This is a genomic window from Flavobacterium sp. (assembly GCF_036759525.1).
GTDB lineage: Bacteria > Bacteroidota > Bacteroidia > Flavobacteriales > Flavobacteriaceae > Flavobacterium.
This window is the reverse complement of sequence record NZ_DAIOUN010000003.1, coordinates 214761-233438: the sequence shown is the minus strand read 5'-3', so window position 1 is coordinate 233438 and position 18678 is coordinate 214761. Positions and strand designations below refer to the sequence as shown.

Sequence of the window (18678 nt, the reverse complement as noted above, 5' to 3'; positions counted from 1 at the left end):
TTTTTTACAATTTTTAATTATGAAATCTATTTTTTCGTTTTTCGTTTTTTTGATTCTATTTTCGTGTTCAAAGTCATCAGAAATGGAACCGCAAACTTATCTCAACAAGCAAGAGATTGAGGATTTTAAATATTCCGTTTCAAGATATGTGGGTAAATTGGCCAAAAAAGCCACTCATGAAACCAAATTTGAAAAACGGTTTGACAGTGAATACCAAAATCAAGCCCAAAATATGGAATTGATTTTTTACTACATCAATCCTAAAACAGAAGAGCACTTTTTTGCCCTTTCTAAAATAGCCCCAAGTTTGAAATTAAAAAAAACGGCTACAGTAGGAAAATTAAAAAAAGACAGTCAAGGTGCAATTATTCAGTATGAAGAAATATTCAGAACTTGGAAAATGGAAGAACCGGAATTACTAGAAAAAACCAAACTCTTGTTTGCAAAATCCATAAAAGGCGAAGATTTAACAAAATACTACACTCAAAACTCTCAGCCAGAATTCTATATAGAATTTCCAGACGAATTCACTTATTTTGATACAAAAAAAAGGAAATGGGTGACCCAAAATGAATTATCTATCGAATAAACTTACTTATAAATCTAAAATTTGGTATACTATTTGAAATATTTTTTATACTTTTACAAAACCAAATCGGACTAATGAAGAAAAATTACTTTTATATTATACTCTTAGCGGTTTCCTTTTCCTTCTTGACAGCATCATCGCAAGAAGTGAAAAGCAGTTCGCAACCGCAAAAATCTCAGGAGAATTCTATAGAGGGTCTTTCTTTTTATCCCAATCCAGTTAGTAACGGAAAAGTGTATATTACCTCCAAATTGGGCCTTGATAAAGAAATTGTTATTTTTGACATATTAGGAAAAGTTGTTTTACAAACGAACCTAACCTCCAAAGAATTGAATGTTTCTTCATTGTCTCCCGGAATCTATATGATTCGCATAAAAGAAGGAGAAACAACTGCTACCCGAAAACTGATTATTAAATAGTTAGCTTTTCTATTCTTATCTTAATTTTACATTTTTTTAATAAGCTTCGCTTTTATAACTTATTTATTGTTCCTATCTTTGTACAATAAATTTTATAAAAATGAGAAAACTTTACACTTTATTACTTTTGACTGTATCAAGTTTGGCTATGGCTCAAACTTTTTATTCAGAAAATGTTGGGGTTCCAACAGGAACTACTTTAATTCCAGCTTATGTTGCCGGAACAGCACCCGCCACATTTCAAAACAGCTCACCCATACTTTACTCTGGTACTGCTGACGTAAGAGCAACTACTGTATCAACAGGATACACAGGTGCTTCAGGCGGAGGTAATGTTTTTATAACAAATAATACTGATCGTTTCTTTTTAATTGAGGGAATTAATACCTCTGCATACAACAGTGCAAACTTAGAATTATCTTTTGGTCACTATAAAAGTACCGCTGGGGCTACTACAGAATTGGCTGTTGAAGTTAGTACAAATGGAACCGATTATACTCCTCTTACCTATACCCGTAGTGGTGGAGCTACTTGGGCTCTTGTAACAATTGGTGGTGGTCAGATTCCTTCAACAACAAACTTAAGAATTCGTTTCAGTCAAACCAGTTCAACTATCCAGTTCCGTTTGGATGATATTGCTCTTTCAAACGTTTCCGCTAGTTGCACACTAGAATTGGGCACATTAACTGCTTTATGTGATGCATCAACTCTTGCTTTAGACCCTTATACTGTTTCTATTCCTTTTACTGGAGGTGGTAATGCAACATATACCGTGTCTACAACTGCAGGAACTGTAGGAGGTAATAATCCATCTACTTCAGCAAATGGCACCATAACGATAAGTGGTGTGACAGAAAATACAAACATAACAGTTACGATTACTGGTGGAACTTGCAACCTTTCAAGAAATATAACATCACCTGCTTGTAAACCGGTTAATACACTTCCTTATGTAGAAAGTTTTGATTACGCTGTAGGTAGTGCTCTTGGTGCTCAACAAAGATGGACAAACTTAAATTCGGGTGATGAAGTAACAACAGTTAGTGGAAGTTTGACCTATCCTGGTGTTCCAACAGCAGGAAACTCAGTTTCATTCTCAGGAGCAGGAATTGATCCACACACTCCTTTTACAACGGTTTCTACAGGCACATTATTTGCTGCTATGTTGTTTAACGTAACAGATATGACTAACGTTACTACAGAAGGTGCATCTACTTATTTTGCTTCTTTAACTGAAGAAACAAGAACTAATTTCAGAGCTAGATTATTTGTGCGTAAAGCCGATACTCAATACCAAATTGGTTTTGACAATGCTAGCACTACTACAAACTACGACCCAACTCTTAGAAATGTAGGTGATGTGGTATTGGTAATTATGGGTTATGACTTTGGAACTAACCTATTAAAATGTTGGATTAATCCAAACTTGAGTACATTTAACGCTTCAACTCCAGCCACTTTAACTAGTACACCAGCTGAAGGACCTGCAACTACAATTGCTAATCTTGGTGGTTTTATTTTAAGACAAGATGGTGGTGCGAACACCCCAACTATCCAATTTGATGAATTAAGAATCAGCACTACTTTAGAACAATTGCTTTCTGTTCGTTCTAATGAAATTGCCGGATTACAAGTTTATCCAAACCCGGTATCTAATGGTGTATTGTATATCAATACTGAATTAAACACTACTAAATCGGTTCAAATATTTGACCTTTTAGGCAAACAAGTTCTTGCTACTACTACAGAAACAAATGCTGTAAATGTATCTGCTCTTACTAAAGGTTTATATATTGTTAAAATCACTGAAGAAGGAAAAACAGCAACACGTAAAATCGTTGTTGAGTAACAATTTTTATAAATATTTTAAAAGCATCAACGAAAGTTGGTGCTTTTTTTATTATTACTTTTGCATCCATGAATCCCTGTCCCGATATATTTTTTATACGAAGTCAGAAAGAATTTGAGAAAATCGCACTCAAAGTTTTTCGGCATCAGTTTGACAACAATATAGTATATCAGGATTTTTGTACGTTATTAAAAAAAGACAAATCGAATGTAAAAACCATCACTGATATTCCGTTTTTACCGATTCAGTTCTTTAAAAGTCATGAAATTGTAAGTTCAACAAACCCGATTCAGAAAACGTTTAGCAGTAGCGGGACAACCGGAAGTATAACCAGTAAACATTTGGTTACCGATACTACATTATACGAACAAAGCTTCCGTAATGCTTTTTCTCAATTCTATGGCAACATAGAAGATTATGTGATTTTGGCCTTACTCCCCTCCTATTTAGAACGAGAGGGTTCTTCATTAATCTATATGGTCAACGATTTGATTGAAGGTTCCAATCATCCGGAGAGTGGTTTTTATTTGAACAATTATGATGAGTTAATTCAGAAACTTATTAAACTAGACTCATCCGGTAAGAATGTACTTTTAATTGGTGTAACGTATGCTCTTTTGGATATGGTTGAAAAACAATCTTTTCAATTGAAAAATACCATTGTAATGGAAACCGGAGGCATGAAGGGTAAACGAAAAGAAATCATCCGAGAAGAGTTACATGGTATTTTATGTAAGGGATTTGGTGTGCCCAGTATTCATTCCGAATATGGCATGACCGAATTGTTATCGCAAGCCTATTCACTAGGAAAAGGCATTTTTGAATGTCCACCTTGGATGTCCATACTCATTCGAGATACCGAAGATGCAATGACGTATGTGGAGGATGGAAAAACTGGCGGTATCAACGTGATAGATTTAGCCAATATCAATTCTTGCTCGTTTATTGCAACGCAAGATTTAGGCAAAAAATATCCCAACCATTCGTTTGAAGTGTTGGGACGTTTTGATGCGAGTGATATTCGAGGGTGTAACTTGATGGTGATTTAAAGTTATTTCAAGTTTGCTTCGCCAGTCGCCCTTTGGGCTCGTTTCAAGTTTAGCTTTGCTCTATTCGGCTTCGTCTCGAGTCAAGTTAAACCGCTCGTAAAATAAAATAGGTTTTTTTTCCGCGTTGCAGCAATACAAATTCATCATTGATTAAATCATGGGCAGAAAGCGAAAATTCTTCTGTTACTTTTTCTCGGTTTACCGAAATGGAATTTTCCTTCAAAGCTCTTCTCGCTTCACCATTGGAAGACATAAAACCGGATTTACCGGCCAAGGCATCCACAATGCTTATTCCGTTTTTTAATTCTTCTTTTGAAATTTCCGCTTGAGTAATTCCGTCAAAAACATCTAAAAAGGTTTTCGAATCCAATCCTTTTAAATCTTCTGAAGTAGAATTTCCAAACAAAATTGAAGACGCTTTTACTGCTTTTTCAAATTCTTCTCTTGAATGTACAAATACAGTGATTTCTTCTGCCAATTTCTTTTGCAGCAAACGCAAATGCGGTTCTTGTCTATGCTTTTCAATCAATTCTTCAATTGTTGCTTTATCTAAAAAGGTGAAGATTTTGATGTATTTTTCCGCATCTTCGTCAGAAGAATTAAACCAAAATTGGTAGAACTTATAGGGCGATGTTTTATCTGCAGTTAACCAAACATTTCCACCTTCCGATTTTCCAAATTTAGAACCATCGGCTTTGGTAATTAAAGGCGTTGTTAAAGCAAAAGCTTTTGCACCTTCATCATCGGTATTTACATTCAATCGACGTACCAATTCTGTTCCGGTGGTAATATTTCCCCATTGATCAGAACCGCCCATTTGCAATTTACAACCGTAATGTTTGTGCAAATGATAAAAATCGTAGCCTTGAATTAATTGGTAAGTAAACTCGGTAAACGACATCCCTTCGCCTTCACCGGAAAAACGTTTCTTTACCGAATCTTTAGCCATCATATAATTAACAGTGATTCTTTTTCCCACATCTCGAGCAAAATCGATAAATGAAAAGTCTTTCATCCAATCGTAATTGTTTACTAGAATTGGAGCATTTGCTTCTGTAGAATTAAAATCTAAAAAACGTGACAAAACGCCTTTAATTCCTTCTACATTTTTGTTTAAAGTAGCTTCGTCTAATAAGTTTCGCTCATCCGATTTTCCGGAAGGGTCGCCAATCATACCGGTAGCACCACCCACTAAAGCAATTGGTCGGTGACCAAAATTTTTCAAATGTACCAATAAGATGATTTGCACCATACTTCCAATGTGTAAGGAGTCGGCTGTTGGGTCAAATCCAATATAAGCAGTGGTAGATTCTTTCAACAATTGTTCTTCTGTTCCGGGCATCATATCGTGAAACAAACCTCTCCAACGTAATTCTTCAACTAAATTTTTCATGCTGTTATTTTTGGCAAAGATAGTTTTAATTCGATAATTTGAAAATGTGGTCAAGAAACATTTATCTTTGTTTTTATGAATTTAGTTACAGGCGGAACAGGATTGGTTGGAGCTCATTTATTACTTCATTTGCTTCAAAATGGAGAAAAGGTGAAAGCTTTGTTTCGTTCAGAAAAAAGTATCCTTAAAACTCGCAAATTCTTCAAAAATTGCAACCAAGACGCCTTGTTTTTTCAAATTGATTGGGTTCAAGGAACCGTAAATGACATTCCTTCACTTGAAATAGCCTATCAAAACATTGAAAAAGTGTACCATTGTGCGGCATTGATTTCTTTTGATGCTTCTGATGAAGATGCTTTGCGAAAAACCAATATTGAAGGTACTGCCAACATGGTAAACTGTGCTCTTGCTTTTGGCATAAAGAAATTTTGCTATGTAAGTTCGATAGCCGCTTTAGGCGATTTGGCAGAATATGAAACGATTATAAATGAAGATACCGAATGGAATCCTGAAAAACCACACAGTGATTATGCTATTTCAAAATATGGAGCAGAAATGGAAATTTGGCGTGCACAACAGGAGGGTTTAGATTGTGTAGTGGTAAATCCGGGTGTGATTTTGGGTGCTGATTTTTGGGATAGCGAAAGTGCTAAAATAATCAAAGGGATACACAAAGGTCTACCGTTTTACACCCAAGGTTGGAGCGGATTTGTTTCTGTAAAAGATGTTGTAATGTGTATGCATTTATTGATGCAAAGTTCTATTTCCGGCGAGCGATTTTGTTTAATCTCAGAAAACATGAGCTTTAAAGAATTCATTGCAATGGGAGCAAAAGTTTTAAAATCTAGAAATCCCAAATGGTATGCACCGCAATGGCTCACCGCGATTGGATGGAGATTGGATTGGCTATTTTGTACTTTATTTTTCCAAAAGAGAACTTTTTCTAGAGCTTTAGCACAATCTCTTCATACGGAAACTCAATATAGTAATACCAAAATAAAAGCTGCCCTTGGTTTCGAATTCATCCCCATATCTCATACCCTTGAAGAAGTAGGAAATGCTTATCTTACTTCTCTGAAGTAAGGATTTTTTTGGGGTTTACCAATGAATCTTTTGATTTGACTAAAGGTTTCTCAAACCGACTGTTTTCTTTTTGCAATAAGCTATCTGCCTCGATTTTTTTATCTTGAATCATTTGCTCAACTTCGCTATACATCTTGCGGTATTTTTTCAAATTTGAAGCGTAATAAGCATTGCTTTGGGCAAATTGCAAACTGTCTATTTTGTATTTCTTGTAAATGTAAGTATAGGGATCAATCTGGTTGTTTTCTAACAATACCGGATTACTGGATTTAATGGCCTCCAACACGCTTAAATCGTAAATAATTTCAATCATTTGGTCTTCCTGAATTAAATTTTCAGGTTTTTCAATGTATTTAGAATCACAAGAAATCAATCCAAAAAGAAATACGAAAAGGCAAACTTTATTTTTCATTTTTTTATCTTTCAAAAAGTAATCTTTTACCCGCTTTAATCTCATTTACCTTTCCATTTTGATAAACCAATTGTCCGTTTACAAAAGTATGAGTTACTCTCGATTTAAAGTTTGTTCCTTCAAAAGGAGACCATTTGCATTGATACAAAATATTTTCCTTTTTAACAGTCCATGGCATAGCCGGATTGACCAAAACTAAATCGGCGTAATAACCTTCTCTTATAAATCCACGTTTTTCAATTTTGAATAATTTAGCCGGATTATGAGCCATTTTATCCACGATTTTCTCAATCGAAATTTTCCCTTGATGATGAGCTTCAAACATGGCAACAACAGCATGTTGCACTAATGGACCTCCAGAAGGTGCTTTTGTATAAACTTGTTTCTTTTCTTCTAGAGTATGAGGTGCATGATCGGTAGCGATAACATCAATACGGTCATCCAACAAAGCTTTCCATAAAGCCTCACGATCTGCTGCCGATTTTACAGCCGGATTCCATTTGATGAAATTTCCTTTTGTTTCATAATCTGCATCTGAAAACCACAAATGATGAATACAAACTTCTGCAGTAATTTGTTTTTCTTCTAACGGAATTTTGTTGGTAAATAAATCTAACTCTTTGGCAGTAGAAATATGAAATACATGCAATCTTGCACCTGTTCTTTTAGCTAAATCTATCACTTTTACAGTAGATTTATAACAGGCTTCTACACTTCTAATTTCAGGATGAAATTTAACTGGAATGTCGTCTCCATAGATTTCTTTGAATTTTTCCAGGTTCCCTTTTACAGTACCTTCATCTTCACTATGAACAGCTATTAATAACTTTGTAGAGGAGAATATTTTTTCTAGAGAATCCGAACTATCAACCAGCATGTCTCCGGTTGAAGAACCTAAGAACAATTTTAATCCGGCAACATTTCGAGGATTAGTTTTTAATATCTCTTCCAAATTATCATTCGTGCCTCCCATCATAAATGAATAATTGGCATAAGACGATTGTGAGGCAATTGCGTACTTATCTTCCAGCAGCTCTTGAGTAACCGCATTAGGAACTGTATTGGGTTGCTCAATAAAAGAGGTAATACCCCCGGCAATTGCCGCTTTTGATTCGGAAGCAATGGTTCCTTTGTGAGTAAGTCCCGGCTCTCTAAAATGAACTTGGTCATCTATTGCTCCGGGCAATAAATAACTACCTTCGGCATCAATAACCTGAACTTCTGGTTTGGCACTTATACTTGAGGCAATTTCGGCAATTAATTCATTTTCAATTAATACATCACCCTCAAAAATCTTCCCTTCATTTACAATTCTGGCATTTTTGATTAAAATTCGTTTCATGTGAAAAAATTACAACCTATTAAACAATCTTTTAATTCTTAAAGATATTACGCCAAAAACGGCTTCTTTAATTATAGCATTACTCATTTTGGATTCGCCTTTGGTTCTATCGGTGAAAATAATAGGAACCTCAACAATTTTAAATCCTTTGCAATACGTTCTGTATTTCATTTCAATTTGGAAAGCATAACCTACAAATTTTATTTTAGACAAATTTATAGATTCCAAAACTTCCCGTTTGTAACAAATAAATCCTGCAGTAGCATCGTGAATTTTCATTCCGGTTATAAACTTTACATAAATAGAAGCAAAATAAGATAACAAAACCCTGCTTAAAGGCCAATTAACTACATTAACCCCTTTGCTGTATCTTGATCCTATAGCCATGTAAGCACCCTCTTGAGCACACGCATTGTAAAGTTTTATCAAATCTTGAGGGTTATGAGAAAAATCGGCATCCATTTCAAAGAGGTAATTATACCCTTTGCTTAATCCCCATTTAAATCCGTGAACATAGGCTGTGCCTAAACCCGATTTGCTTTTTCTGTTTTCCAAAAACAAGCTGTCGGGAAATTCGTGCTGTAACTCTTCTACCTTGAGATAGGTTTTGTCCGGTGAATTATCATCAACCACCAAAATATGAAAAGGCGTATCCAAACTGAATACGGCTCTTATTATGGCTTCAATATTTTCTATTTCATTGTAAGTAGGAATTACAACTAATCCGTGATTCATAAAAAAACAATTTCACAACAAAAGTAAACTTTTTATAAATGTTGCATCATAATAAAATTATAATATACACGAATCTATAAAAATTGGTACTTTTACATCGCGATTATGGATTACATTTTAGAACCCAGAATAATAGAAAGTAAAGATTGGGCAACAGTATTGTTTGTTCTATGTTTGGTATTGGTTGTTGTAACCAAAACTTTTTTTGAAGCTCGCTTTAGTGAATTCATCCGATTAATTGCTACCGATAAGTATATAAAAATTTACAAAGATCCTTCTCACATTATGAGTTGGTTTACCATTTCACTTTTTGTAGTTCAATTGATATCTTTTAGTTTTTTTATATTGATTCTTTTAGATTTCGTAGGCTTGGGATCAAAAACGGATGGAATTAAATTCATCCAAATCATAACTTTACTAGGTGTATTTGTTCTTTCTAAATATCTTATAGAGAAAATAATTGCCACATCATTTAACATTGAAGATTTTACAGAGCAATTCAACCTTCAAAAAGTAAGTTACAGAACGCTTTTAGGATTAATATTGTTACCCATTAATGTTTTACTTTATTACAATTCCTTTTCTTCAGAAATATTACTCTATGGAATTTTAGCTTTTGTACTGATTTTTAACGGATTTACTTATCTCTTGTCATTAAAATCGTATCAAAATTTACTATTTAGTAAGTTGTTTTATTTTATTTTGTATCTTTGTGCCCTTGAAATAGCACCCTATTTCTTTATGTATTATTGGTTTACCAAACGATAGTGTTTACAACAATTCCGATATGAAAGTGAAAACAATTTTGGTGTCGCAACCAGAACCAAAAGTAGAAAATTCTCCATACTTTGAGCTCGTTCAGAAGCATAAAGTAAAAATCGATTTCAGACCCTTTATTCATGTCGAAGGTGTTCCCGTTAAAGAAATAAGATCTCAAAAGATAGATTTAAATCATTTTACCGCCATTATACTTACCAGTAAAAATGCGGTAGATCACTTTTTTAGAGTGGCTGAAGAAATGCGTTACAAAGTACCTGAAGATCTTAAATATTTTTGTCAATCTGAAGCGGTAGCTTATTATTTACAGAAATATGTGGTTTATCGAAAACGAAAAATATATGTGGGTCAAAAAGATTTTGTAGATCTTTCTCCTTTGATAAAAAAATACAAAGACGAAAAATTTTTATTGCCTGCTTCAGACCAACTAAACTTTGATGTTCCGCAAACTTTAAACAATTTAAAAGTAGATTGGACTCAAGGAATATTTTACCGAACAGTAATGAGCGATTTGTCAGATTTGGCAGATGTATATTATGACGTACTCGCATTTTTCAGTCCAACCGGAATTAAATCCTTGTTTAAGAATTTCCCAGATTTTCAACAAAACAACACCCGAATAGCTGTTTTTGGTAGTACTACTCAAAAAGAAGCTTTAGAGCACGGACTACGTGTAGACATCATGGCTCCTTCGCCGGAGGCTCCATCTATGACAATGGCCTTGGAAAAATATATTGCCAAAAATAACAAAGACAAATAATTTTTGAATTTTACAAAATAAAAAAGAGTCCCTCAAAAACGTGGGACTCTTTTCGTTTGGTTAGTTAGTATAAAAATTACAATTGAGGTCCGGATTTTACTAAATTCTGACCTTCTTCATTATCTGTATATTGAACGAAATTTTTAACAAACAAGCCCGCCAAATTAGTAGCTTTTGCTGTCCATTCTTCCGGATTAGAATAGGTATTTCTAGGATCTAATATCTCGGAAGCCACATCATGTAAAGCTGTAGGCACTTCAAAATTAAAAATAGGAATAATTTGAGTTTCGGCTTTTTCGATTGATCCGTCTAAAATAGCATCTATTATTGCTCTTGTATCTTTGATTGAAATACGCTTCCCGGTTCCATTCCAGCCCGTGTTTACCATATAGGCCGTTGCGTTATGTTGCTCCATCTTTTTCACCAATTCCTCACCATATTTGGTTGGATGTAAAGACAAAAAGGCTTTACCAAAACAAGCTGAGAACGTAGGTTGAGGCTCTGTAACACCCCTTTCTGTTCCGGCTAATTTAGCTGTAAATCCGGATAGAAAATAATATTTTGTTTGCTCTGGAGTTAGTTTTGAAACCGGTGGCATAACTCCAAAAGCATCTGCAGTCAAGAAAATTACTTTGGTAGCATGACCTGCCTTTGAAACCGGTTTCACAATATTTTGAATGTGATAGATAGGATAGGAAACACGTGTGTTTTGAGTAACAGAGCCATCTTTAAAATCAATTTTTCCTTGGGCGTCTAGGGTTACATTTTCCAACAAGGCGTCTCTTTTGATAGCCCCATAAATATCCGGTTCGTTTTCTTTACTTAAATCTATCGTTTTTGCATAACATCCGCCTTCAAAATTGAAAACGCCTTCGTCATCCCAGCCGTGTTCATCATCACCAATTAATTCACGCTTGGGATCGGTTGATAAAGTGGTTTTTCCTGTTCCGGACAAGCCAAAGAAAACAGCTACTTCTCCATCCTTCCCTTTGTTTGCCGAGCAGTGCATAGAAGCAATTCCTTGCAGGGGCAAGTAGTAGTTCATCATTGAAAAAAGTCCTTTTTTCATCTCTCCACCATACCATGTACCGCCTATGATTTGTACTTTTTCGGTTAAATTAAAAGCAATATAAACCTCTGAATTTAATCCGTGTGCGGCAAAGTCTTTGAAAGAAGTTTTGGAGCCATTCATAACCACAAAATCGGGTTCTCCAAAGTTTTCTAATTCTTGTTCTGTTGGACGAATAAACATGTTCTTTACAAAATGAGCTTGCCAAGCTACTTCCATAATAAAACGCACTTTCAAACGTGTATTCTCATTGGCCCCACAAAACGCATCAACCACAAATAATCTTTTTCCGGAAAGTTGACTTACTGTTGTATCCTTTAAAGCGTTCCAAGTAGTTTGTGAAATCGGCTTGTTGTCATTAGGTGCTTTAGGAGAATTCCACCAAATGGTTTCTCTTGTCACATCATCTTCTACAATATACTTGTCTTTGGGAGATCTTCCGGTAAACTCACCCGTCATGACATTAACAGCTCCCAGCTCTGATAGCTGCCCTTTTTCGTATCCTTCCAAATGAGAACTCAGTTCTTCATTATACAAAAATTCAAAAGAGGGATTGTATATAATTTCTTGGGTATTTTTGATTCCGTATTTTTCTAACGAAATCGTTTTCGTAAATGGGGTGTAAGTCTCCATAAATTTACCGTTTAGTTGTGTTTTAATATTTGGCAAAAGTAAAAATTAATTCTGAATCATTGCCGTTTTAAAATATTTTTATCTTTTTTGTTTAAAAAAATTTAAAAACAAAAGAAACCAAGACCCAATTAATAAGAATCCTCCAATAGGAGTTACAGGTCCTAAGAACGAAAAATCAATGCCAATTACCTGAGAAAGTGCCAACAAGTAAATAGACCCCGAAAACAGAACAACTCCCAAAATAACACCCCAAGAAATATACTTTTGTGCGGCTTCAGAAATTCCTGCATATTTACCTATAAAAAGTAAAAAAAGTGCGTGATACATTTGATAACGAATCCCTACTTCAAAACTTTGCAATTGAGACTCGGTTAAAACCGATTTTAAAGCATGTGCCCCAAAAGCTCCAAAAATTATAGAAGTTAAACCCAGGAAGAGTCCTATTAATACAATCTTATCTTTCATTTTTTGTATTTAAAAAAACAAAGCTACAGATTTAATTACAAATCATCAATCGAATTAACACAGTTAAATTTGTTAGAAATATAACATTTCATTACTTTCGTGTGATTTTTTAATATTCTTATGAGAACGATTCTAATTTTTGGAGCCGGTAGATCGGCATCGTCATTAATTCAATATCTTTTAAACAAATCTACTGCTGAAAATTTGCATTTGGTTATTGCCGATCTATCTTTAGAATTAGCTCAAAAAAAGACCCAAAATCATCCCAATGCTACAGCCATTCAGTTGGACATAGCAAACGTAGAAAATCGTCAGAAGGAAATTCAAAAAGCTTCGATAGTAATCTCAATGCTACCGGCTCATCTTCATATTGAAATTGCTTTAGATTGTATTGCTTTTCAAAAACATCTGGTTACAGCCTCCTATATAAGCCCAAAAATGCAAGAACTCAACGATCTTGCTATCGAAAACGGACTCATTTTTATGAATGAAATTGGGTTAGACCCAGGCATTGATCACATGAGTGCCATGAAAGTAATTGATGAAATAAGAGAAAAAGGGGGAAAAATGATTCAATTTGAGTCGTTTTGCGGTGGATTGGTGGCTCCGGAAAGCGATACCAATTTGTGGAATTATAAATTTTCATGGAACCCGAGAAATGTAGTATTAGCGGGACAAGGTGGTGTATCAAAATTTATACAAGAAGGCAAATACAAATACATTCCCTACAACAAACTTTTCCGTAGAACCGAATTCTTAGAAGTTGAAGGCTATGGTCGCTTTGAAGGATATGCCAATCGCGACTCTCTAAAATACAGAAGTATTTATGGTCTAGATGCTATTCAAACCATGTATCGTGGCACCCTTAGAAGAGTGGGGTATTCAAAAGCTTGGGATATGCTGGTACAATTAGGAATGACAGATGACAGTTATACTATGGAAAACTCGGAAGACATGTCTTACCGCGACTTTACCAATTCATTCTTAGCCTATCACCCAACAGATTCTGTTGAGTTAAAACTCAGACACTACCTTAAAATAGACCAAGACGATGTCATTTGGGATAAATTTGTAGAATTGGATTTATTCAATGCTTCAAAAAAAGTTGGGATTGCCAATGCCAGTCCGGCTCAAATACTTGAAAAAATTCTAGCCGAAAAATGGGCTCTTCAACCGGAAGATAAAGATATGATTGTCATGTATCACAAATTTGGCTACGAAATTAACGGTGAGAAGAAACAAATTGACAGTACTATGGTTTGTATTGGTGAAGATCAAACCTACACCGCAATGGCAAAAACAGTGGGTCTTCCCCTGGCTATGGCAACTTTACATATACTAAATGGAACTATTACAACACCAGGCGTACAACTACCTATTCAAAAAGAGGTTTACCAACCCATTCTTAAAGAATTGGAAAGTTTTGGCGTAGTATTTCATGAGAAAAACGTTCCTTATATGGGTTACAACCCCAACAACGTAGGTAGTTAATTTTATTTTGAAGCATCCTTGTGTTTGTTGATTTCGTCTTGAAGTTGACGCCCTAATTTTTGTTCTTTTTCTAAGGCTTTTTGCTTATAGGAATCAAATTCTGATTCCAATTTGGTATAATTTTCTACCGCATCGTTTGAGATGCGTTTGGCACTAGAAAACCTAAAAATGTAAACCGTTAAAAGCACTACTAAAATTAAAACTAAACTCCACATCAAAAGAGAATAATTAGATTTTGAAATGGGTTTTCCCAGAAACGAAATAGAATCTTGAGCTAAAAGTAGTTTTTGAAGTTCTTCCGATTTTACCTTTAATGAATCTTTGATTTGCATTGTCAATTGAGTCTGAATTTGCAACTCTTTCTGAATGTCCTCTATTTTTATTTTGAGACTTGCAACCGAATCTAAACTACTCCTCTTCAACATCTCCAATTCATCCCTTTTTACTACTTTATATTCCTGAAAATTATTAGAATTTTGAAAAACGGCATCAAATTGGTTGGAAAGTCTTTCTTGTGCCGATGCTTTATAAATTTCTGCTTGAGGAACACACATCAAGAAAAACAGAAAAAGGACAAATGTAAATTTCATAATTCGATTGATTTAGTTGATTGATTGAAAAAGAGTCTGTAAACAAATTTAATTTTTTAATTGGTAGATTCCTAAAAAATAGAAAGATTAACACTCCTTAACCATATCGTTTCTTACATATCAAAAGCAAAAACTAAAAAAATATTACAAATTACACTAATTTTTTTATTTTTGATATAAAAATAAAAGCATGAAAATCAATTCACTTCAAATTGAAATAGATGGTATAGACAAAGAAATTCTCCGATATTTAATGGAAGACGCCCGAAAACCCGTATTGCAAATTGCACATAAAATAGGAATTTCGGGAGCTGCTATACACCAACGATTGAAAAAACTAGAAGAAGCCCAAGTAATATCGGGATCTAAATTTATTATCAATCCAAAAGTTTTAGGTTATAAAACCATGGCTTTTATTGGGATATATCTGGAAAAAGCGTCAAGTAATTCGGAAGCCGTAAGAGAATTAAAAAAAATACCGGAAGTTTTAGAATGTCATTACACTACCGGAAATTGGAGTATTCTCATTAAAATTATTTGTAGAGATAACGAACATTTGATGCAACTACTCAACAAAAAAATTCAACCTATTGATGGTGTTTCCAGAACTGAAACTTTTATTTCATTGGAACAACAGATTGAAAGACAAATTCAGTTGTAGTTTCAGGTTTCAAGTTTAGATTAATTTTTTGACCTTCTTTCAAACTACTTCTCTTTTAAACAAAAAAATCCGTCACTTTCGTAACGGATTCTATTTTTTTATTTCTAATTAGTCTCGGGACCCAAACACTTGAAGAGCCCAGTACAACAACGAAGCCAAAGCTCCAATAGCAGCTACCAAATAGGTTCTGGCGGCCCATTTAAGGGAATCTTCTGCTCCGGCATATTCTTGTTGCCCTACCATATTGGCTTTTTTTAACCAAGCTAATGCTCTGTTACTTGCATCATACTCAACAGGCAAAGTAATAAAACTAAATGTAGTGGCCAGAGCCATTAAAATTAAACCGGCTACAGCAATATAAAATCCTAACGCACTGCCGGAAGCTGCTCCTAATATCAAACCTCCAATTACTAACCATTGAGACATTCCGGATGAAACACTAACAACAGGAACCAATTTGGAACGCATGGTTAACCACTCATAGGCTGTAGCATGTTGAACCGCGTGACCTACCTCATGAGCAGCAACAGCGGCAGCCGCCGCATTACGTTGATTGTAAACCGCCTCGCTTAAATTAACCGTTTTATCTACCGGATTGTAGTGATCTGTTAATCGTCCCGGAGTCGAAATAACTTTTACGTCATAAATTCCGTGATCTTCAAGCATGCGTTGAGCAATTTCTGCACCGCTCATCCCGTTTCGCAATTGCACTTTCGAATAAAAGTCAAATTTTCGCTTCAATTGATTGCTTACCAACCAACTTACTAATGCGATAACTCCAATTAAAATATAATATCCAATCATTTTTTCTATTTTTTATAAATATACCTAAAAAGTATCAAATTGTGAGCCAAAATTAGGAAATGCCAATTTGACATAATCTCTAGAACACAAGTCCAAACACCAAACGGTTATTTCCGTTTTCATTGATGTTGTTTATTACAGACCCGAAATCTGATTTGTATCTGCCTCTGGTTAAAGCAAATTCATATCCGGCATTGAGTCGAATTGGAAAAGATTTACGGAATAGGTAGACAGAAACCGATGGACCGGCATAAAACATTTGATTTCTAATACTAATATGACCGCTATTGGTTTCGGGATTGAGATTATTTAAATCTATTGTGTTGCTTTTAGAATATATATCAATGTCATTTCCGGTAAAGGCTAAAGACAATCCGGTTGTAAAGGCAAACTTTTCTTGGTTGACCACGTTATAATGTACTCTAGCTCGTGTATCGAAACCGCGTTGTAAAACCTCGACACTATTTTTATCCGGATTGGCATAGATAAATCCAAATTCCAAATCGCCCGACATTTTTTCTCCAAAAAATTCAAAACCCAACATAAAAGCAGGAAGTGTTTCATTAAGTTCGGTTAGGTTTTGACTTTTTAGTTTTTGGTTTAAATTAAATGAATTGTTGGCTAAAACCGAAAATCCGAGCCTCATATTGACTACTACTTTTGAGGAACAAACTGTGTCTTTTGGCTGAGTTTCTTCTTGAGCTGAAACCTTTATAAAAGACAAAACAACTAATGCAAGTACTATTTTTTTCATGTTTTGATGTTTTTAAGTTTTAAATTTAATAGGAATCTTTTGCTTTGTAGAATATTTTAGGAAATTATTATAATTTGTATCAAAAAAAATGCCACAAATCGAACCTAAATTCCATTTGTGGCATTCATTTTAAAGACTGGACTATCCCACCAAGTTAATAATCTTCCCAGGTACAATAATCACCTTATTGGGCGTTCTGCCTTGCAATTGAGCTTGCGTTCGCTCGTCTGCCATGACGATTTCTTCAATTTGTGCAGCGGTTAAATCCAACGGTAATTTGATGGTAAATCGCATTTTCCCGTTGAACGAAACCGGATATTCTTTTTCGGATTCTATCAAATATTTCTCTTCAAAAATAGGGAACGCAACGGTTGAAATTGAGCCTTCGTGACCCAATTGACTCCACAATTCTTCAGCAATGTGCGGTGCATATGGCGAAACCAAAATAGCCAACGGTTCTAAAATTTTTCGGTGGTTGCATTTCAACTGAGCCAATTCGTTTACACAAATCATAAACTGCGAAACCGAAGTATTGAACGAGAAATTCTCGATGTCTTCTGTTACTTTTTTGATGGTTTTGTGTAACGATTTGTACATTTCAGCCGTTGGCTCATCGTTGGTGACAATCAAACCGTTATCGTCAAAATACAATCGCCATAATTTTTTTAGGAAACCGGAAACTCCGGTAATTCCGGCGGTATTCCATGGTTTGGCTTGCTCTAACGGCCCGAGGAACATTTCATATAAACGCAAGGTATCGGCACCGTATTGATTGCAAATATCGTCGGGGTTAACGACGTTGTATTTGGATTTGGACATTTTTTCGACTTCGCGAATAACAGTAATGTCATTTGTTTGAATAACTTCATTCCCATCGAAATATGATGCGTCATAAATTAATTTATATCTTTCATCTTGAGATAATTCAATTAAATTAATCTCATTTTTTAAATTCACGTAGTTAACATCTATGGCAGATTTATAACATACAAATCTTCTTTCTAAACCTTTTAATCTATCATTGAAATTCTCAAATGAAGATAATCTTTCATCTAAAAACTTAAATAATTTTTCTGGTAAAATATTTATTGGGCCACCATTTATGAACTTTTTATAAGTTTCATAATCTAACAAAACTTGTTCAAATGCGTTTTCTTCACCAATTTTTGTTTGCAAAACAAAAACAAAAGCACTTTCCCCCAAAATCATCCCCTGATTAATCAATTTTTTAAAGGGTTCTTCGGGTGTAATGAAGCCGCGGTCTTTTAGGAATTTATTCCAAAAACGGGAGTACAATAAATGGCCGGTGGCGTGTTCGCTACCCCCAATGTATAAATCTACATTTTCCCAATAGTTTAAGGCCTCTTGGCTGGCAAATTCGTTTTCGTTATGAGCATCCATGTAACGCATCCAATACCAGGATGAACCTGCCCAACCCGGCATCGTATTCAATTCCAACGGAAAAACTTTTACATTATCTATCAACTGACAACTGACAACCGACAACTTTTCAACATCCCAAGCCCAATGCGTAGCATTTCCTAACGGCGGTTGTCCGTCTTCCGTTGGTAAATACTTCTCTACTTCTGGTAAAATGATAGGAAGATGTTTTGCATCAATCATTTGTGGTAAACCATTCACATAATAAACCGGAAACGGTTCGCCCCAATAGCGTTGGCGAGAGAAAACCGCATCACGCAAACGGTAATTGGTTTTTCCTTTACCTTGACCAATTTTTTCTAAGGCTTCGATGGCTTTTTTAGTTCCTTCTTTATAATCCAATCCGTTTAAGAAATCGGAGTT

The 18678-nt window shown here is 34.9% G+C and carries 19 protein-coding genes; 9 read left to right on the top strand and 10 right to left on the bottom strand.

The genetic code is table 11. The features are described from left to right. Positions 1 to 19: 19 nt before the first annotated feature. The 4 genes from V7M80_RS04180 (at position 20) to V7M80_RS04165 (ending at position 3906) form a co-directional block, all read left to right on the top strand. Positions 20 to 589 (top strand): hypothetical protein, encoded by a 570-nt coding sequence (locus V7M80_RS04180; RefSeq protein ID WP_333694242.1) that lies wholly within the window; start codon positions 20 to 22, stop codon positions 587 to 589. Between the two features lie 74 nt (positions 590 to 663). After that, positions 664 to 1008, top strand: coding sequence for a T9SS type A sorting domain-containing protein (locus V7M80_RS04175; RefSeq protein WP_333694240.1), 345 nt, complete (start codon positions 664 to 666; stop codon positions 1006 to 1008). Positions 1009 to 1108: 100 nt separating this feature from the next. Then, positions 1109 to 2857, top strand: a complete 1749-nt coding sequence (locus tag V7M80_RS04170) for a T9SS type A sorting domain-containing protein (protein ID WP_333694239.1) — start codon at positions 1109 to 1111, stop codon at positions 2855 to 2857. Positions 2858 to 2925: 68 nt separating this feature from the next. Then, positions 2926 to 3906 (top strand): LuxE/PaaK family acyltransferase, encoded by a 981-nt coding sequence (locus V7M80_RS04165; protein ID WP_333694238.1) that lies wholly within the window; start codon positions 2926 to 2928, stop codon positions 3904 to 3906. Positions 3907 to 3991: 85 nt separating this feature from the next. Here V7M80_RS04165 and tyrS read toward each other — a convergent pair whose 3' ends face one another. Next, positions 3992 to 5299: a tyrosine--tRNA ligase gene (tyrS, locus tag V7M80_RS04160; RefSeq protein WP_333694236.1), complete on the bottom strand. Its 1308-nt coding sequence runs from the start codon at positions 5297 to 5299 to the stop codon at positions 3992 to 3994. 75 nt (positions 5300 to 5374) lie between these two features. Between tyrS and V7M80_RS04155 the strand changes: the two genes are divergently transcribed. Then, a complete protein-coding gene (locus V7M80_RS04155; RefSeq protein ID WP_333694234.1) occupies positions 5375 to 6382 on the top strand; it encodes an NAD-dependent epimerase/dehydratase family protein in 1008 nt (335 codons plus the stop codon). Here the strand turns inward: V7M80_RS04155 and V7M80_RS04150 are convergent. From V7M80_RS04150 to V7M80_RS04140, 3 genes are read right to left on the bottom strand one after another with little or no spacing between them, the layout of a single operon-like run. Beyond that, positions 6366 to 6794 carry a DUF4296 domain-containing protein gene (locus tag V7M80_RS04150; protein ID WP_333694233.1) on the bottom strand — a complete coding sequence of 143 codons (429 nt, stop codon included), beginning with the start codon at positions 6792 to 6794 and terminating at the stop codon, positions 6366 to 6368. The genes V7M80_RS04155 and V7M80_RS04150 overlap by 17 nt on opposite strands. Positions 6795 to 6798: 4 nt before the next feature. Continuing rightward, on the bottom strand, positions 6799 to 8136 hold the full coding sequence (locus V7M80_RS04145; protein WP_333694231.1) for a dihydroorotase: 1338 nt from the start codon (positions 8134 to 8136) through the stop codon (positions 6799 to 6801). A gap of 9 nt (positions 8137 to 8145) precedes the next feature. Then, the gene (locus V7M80_RS04140) at positions 8146 to 8871 is read right to left on the bottom strand and encodes a polyprenol monophosphomannose synthase (protein ID WP_333694229.1); all 726 of its coding nucleotides are present in this window, start codon (positions 8869 to 8871) and stop codon (positions 8146 to 8148) included. Positions 8872 to 8976: 105 nt separating this feature from the next. On the opposite strand from V7M80_RS04140, the gene V7M80_RS04135 reads away from it, so the two are divergent. Then, complete coding sequence (locus V7M80_RS04135; RefSeq protein WP_333694227.1) at positions 8977 to 9639, top strand: DUF4271 domain-containing protein; 663 nt, start codon at positions 8977 to 8979, stop codon at positions 9637 to 9639. Positions 9640 to 9658: 19 nt separating this feature from the next. Then, positions 9659 to 10408 carry a uroporphyrinogen-III synthase gene (locus V7M80_RS04130; protein WP_333694225.1) on the top strand — a complete coding sequence of 250 codons (750 nt, stop codon included), beginning with the start codon at positions 9659 to 9661 and terminating at the stop codon, positions 10406 to 10408. Positions 10409 to 10484: 76 nt separating this feature from the next. On the opposite strand, the gene pckA is transcribed toward V7M80_RS04130, so the two are convergent. Continuing rightward, positions 10485 to 12110: a phosphoenolpyruvate carboxykinase (ATP) gene (gene pckA / locus V7M80_RS04125; protein WP_333694224.1), complete on the bottom strand. Its 1626-nt coding sequence runs from the start codon at positions 12108 to 12110 to the stop codon at positions 10485 to 10487. Positions 12111 to 12188: 78 nt separating this feature from the next. Next, positions 12189 to 12575 (bottom strand): DUF423 domain-containing protein, encoded by a 387-nt coding sequence (locus V7M80_RS04120; RefSeq protein WP_333694222.1) that lies wholly within the window; start codon positions 12573 to 12575, stop codon positions 12189 to 12191. Between the two features lie 120 nt (positions 12576 to 12695). Between V7M80_RS04120 and V7M80_RS04115 the strand changes: the two genes are divergently transcribed. Continuing rightward, on the top strand, positions 12696 to 14066 hold the full coding sequence (locus V7M80_RS04115) for a saccharopine dehydrogenase family protein (RefSeq protein ID WP_333694220.1): 1371 nt from the start codon (positions 12696 to 12698) through the stop codon (positions 14064 to 14066). A gap of 2 nt (positions 14067 to 14068) precedes the next feature. Here the strand turns inward: V7M80_RS04115 and V7M80_RS04110 are convergent, their stop codons facing one another. Next, complete coding sequence (locus V7M80_RS04110; RefSeq protein WP_333694219.1) at positions 14069 to 14656, bottom strand: hypothetical protein; 588 nt, start codon at positions 14654 to 14656, stop codon at positions 14069 to 14071. A gap of 190 nt (positions 14657 to 14846) precedes the next feature. On the opposite strand from V7M80_RS04110, the gene V7M80_RS04105 reads away from it, so the two are divergent. Then, positions 14847 to 15317 carry an Lrp/AsnC family transcriptional regulator gene (locus V7M80_RS04105; RefSeq protein ID WP_333694217.1) on the top strand — a complete coding sequence of 157 codons (471 nt, stop codon included), beginning with the start codon at positions 14847 to 14849 and terminating at the stop codon, positions 15315 to 15317. A gap of 108 nt (positions 15318 to 15425) precedes the next feature. On the opposite strand, the gene V7M80_RS04100 is transcribed toward V7M80_RS04105, so the two are convergent. The 3 genes from V7M80_RS04100 to V7M80_RS04090 form a co-directional block, all read right to left on the bottom strand. Next, a complete protein-coding gene (locus V7M80_RS04100; RefSeq protein ID WP_333694216.1) occupies positions 15426 to 16121 on the bottom strand; it encodes a zinc metallopeptidase in 696 nt (231 codons plus the stop codon). Positions 16122 to 16200: 79 nt separating this feature from the next. Beyond that, entirely contained in the window at positions 16201 to 16875 is a 675-nt protein-coding gene (locus tag V7M80_RS04095; protein ID WP_333694214.1) for a hypothetical protein, read from the bottom strand. Between the two features lie 141 nt (positions 16876 to 17016). Then, on the bottom strand, positions 17017 to 18678 hold a 1662-nt coding region (locus V7M80_RS04090; RefSeq protein WP_333694213.1), incomplete at its 5' end, for a class I tRNA ligase family protein.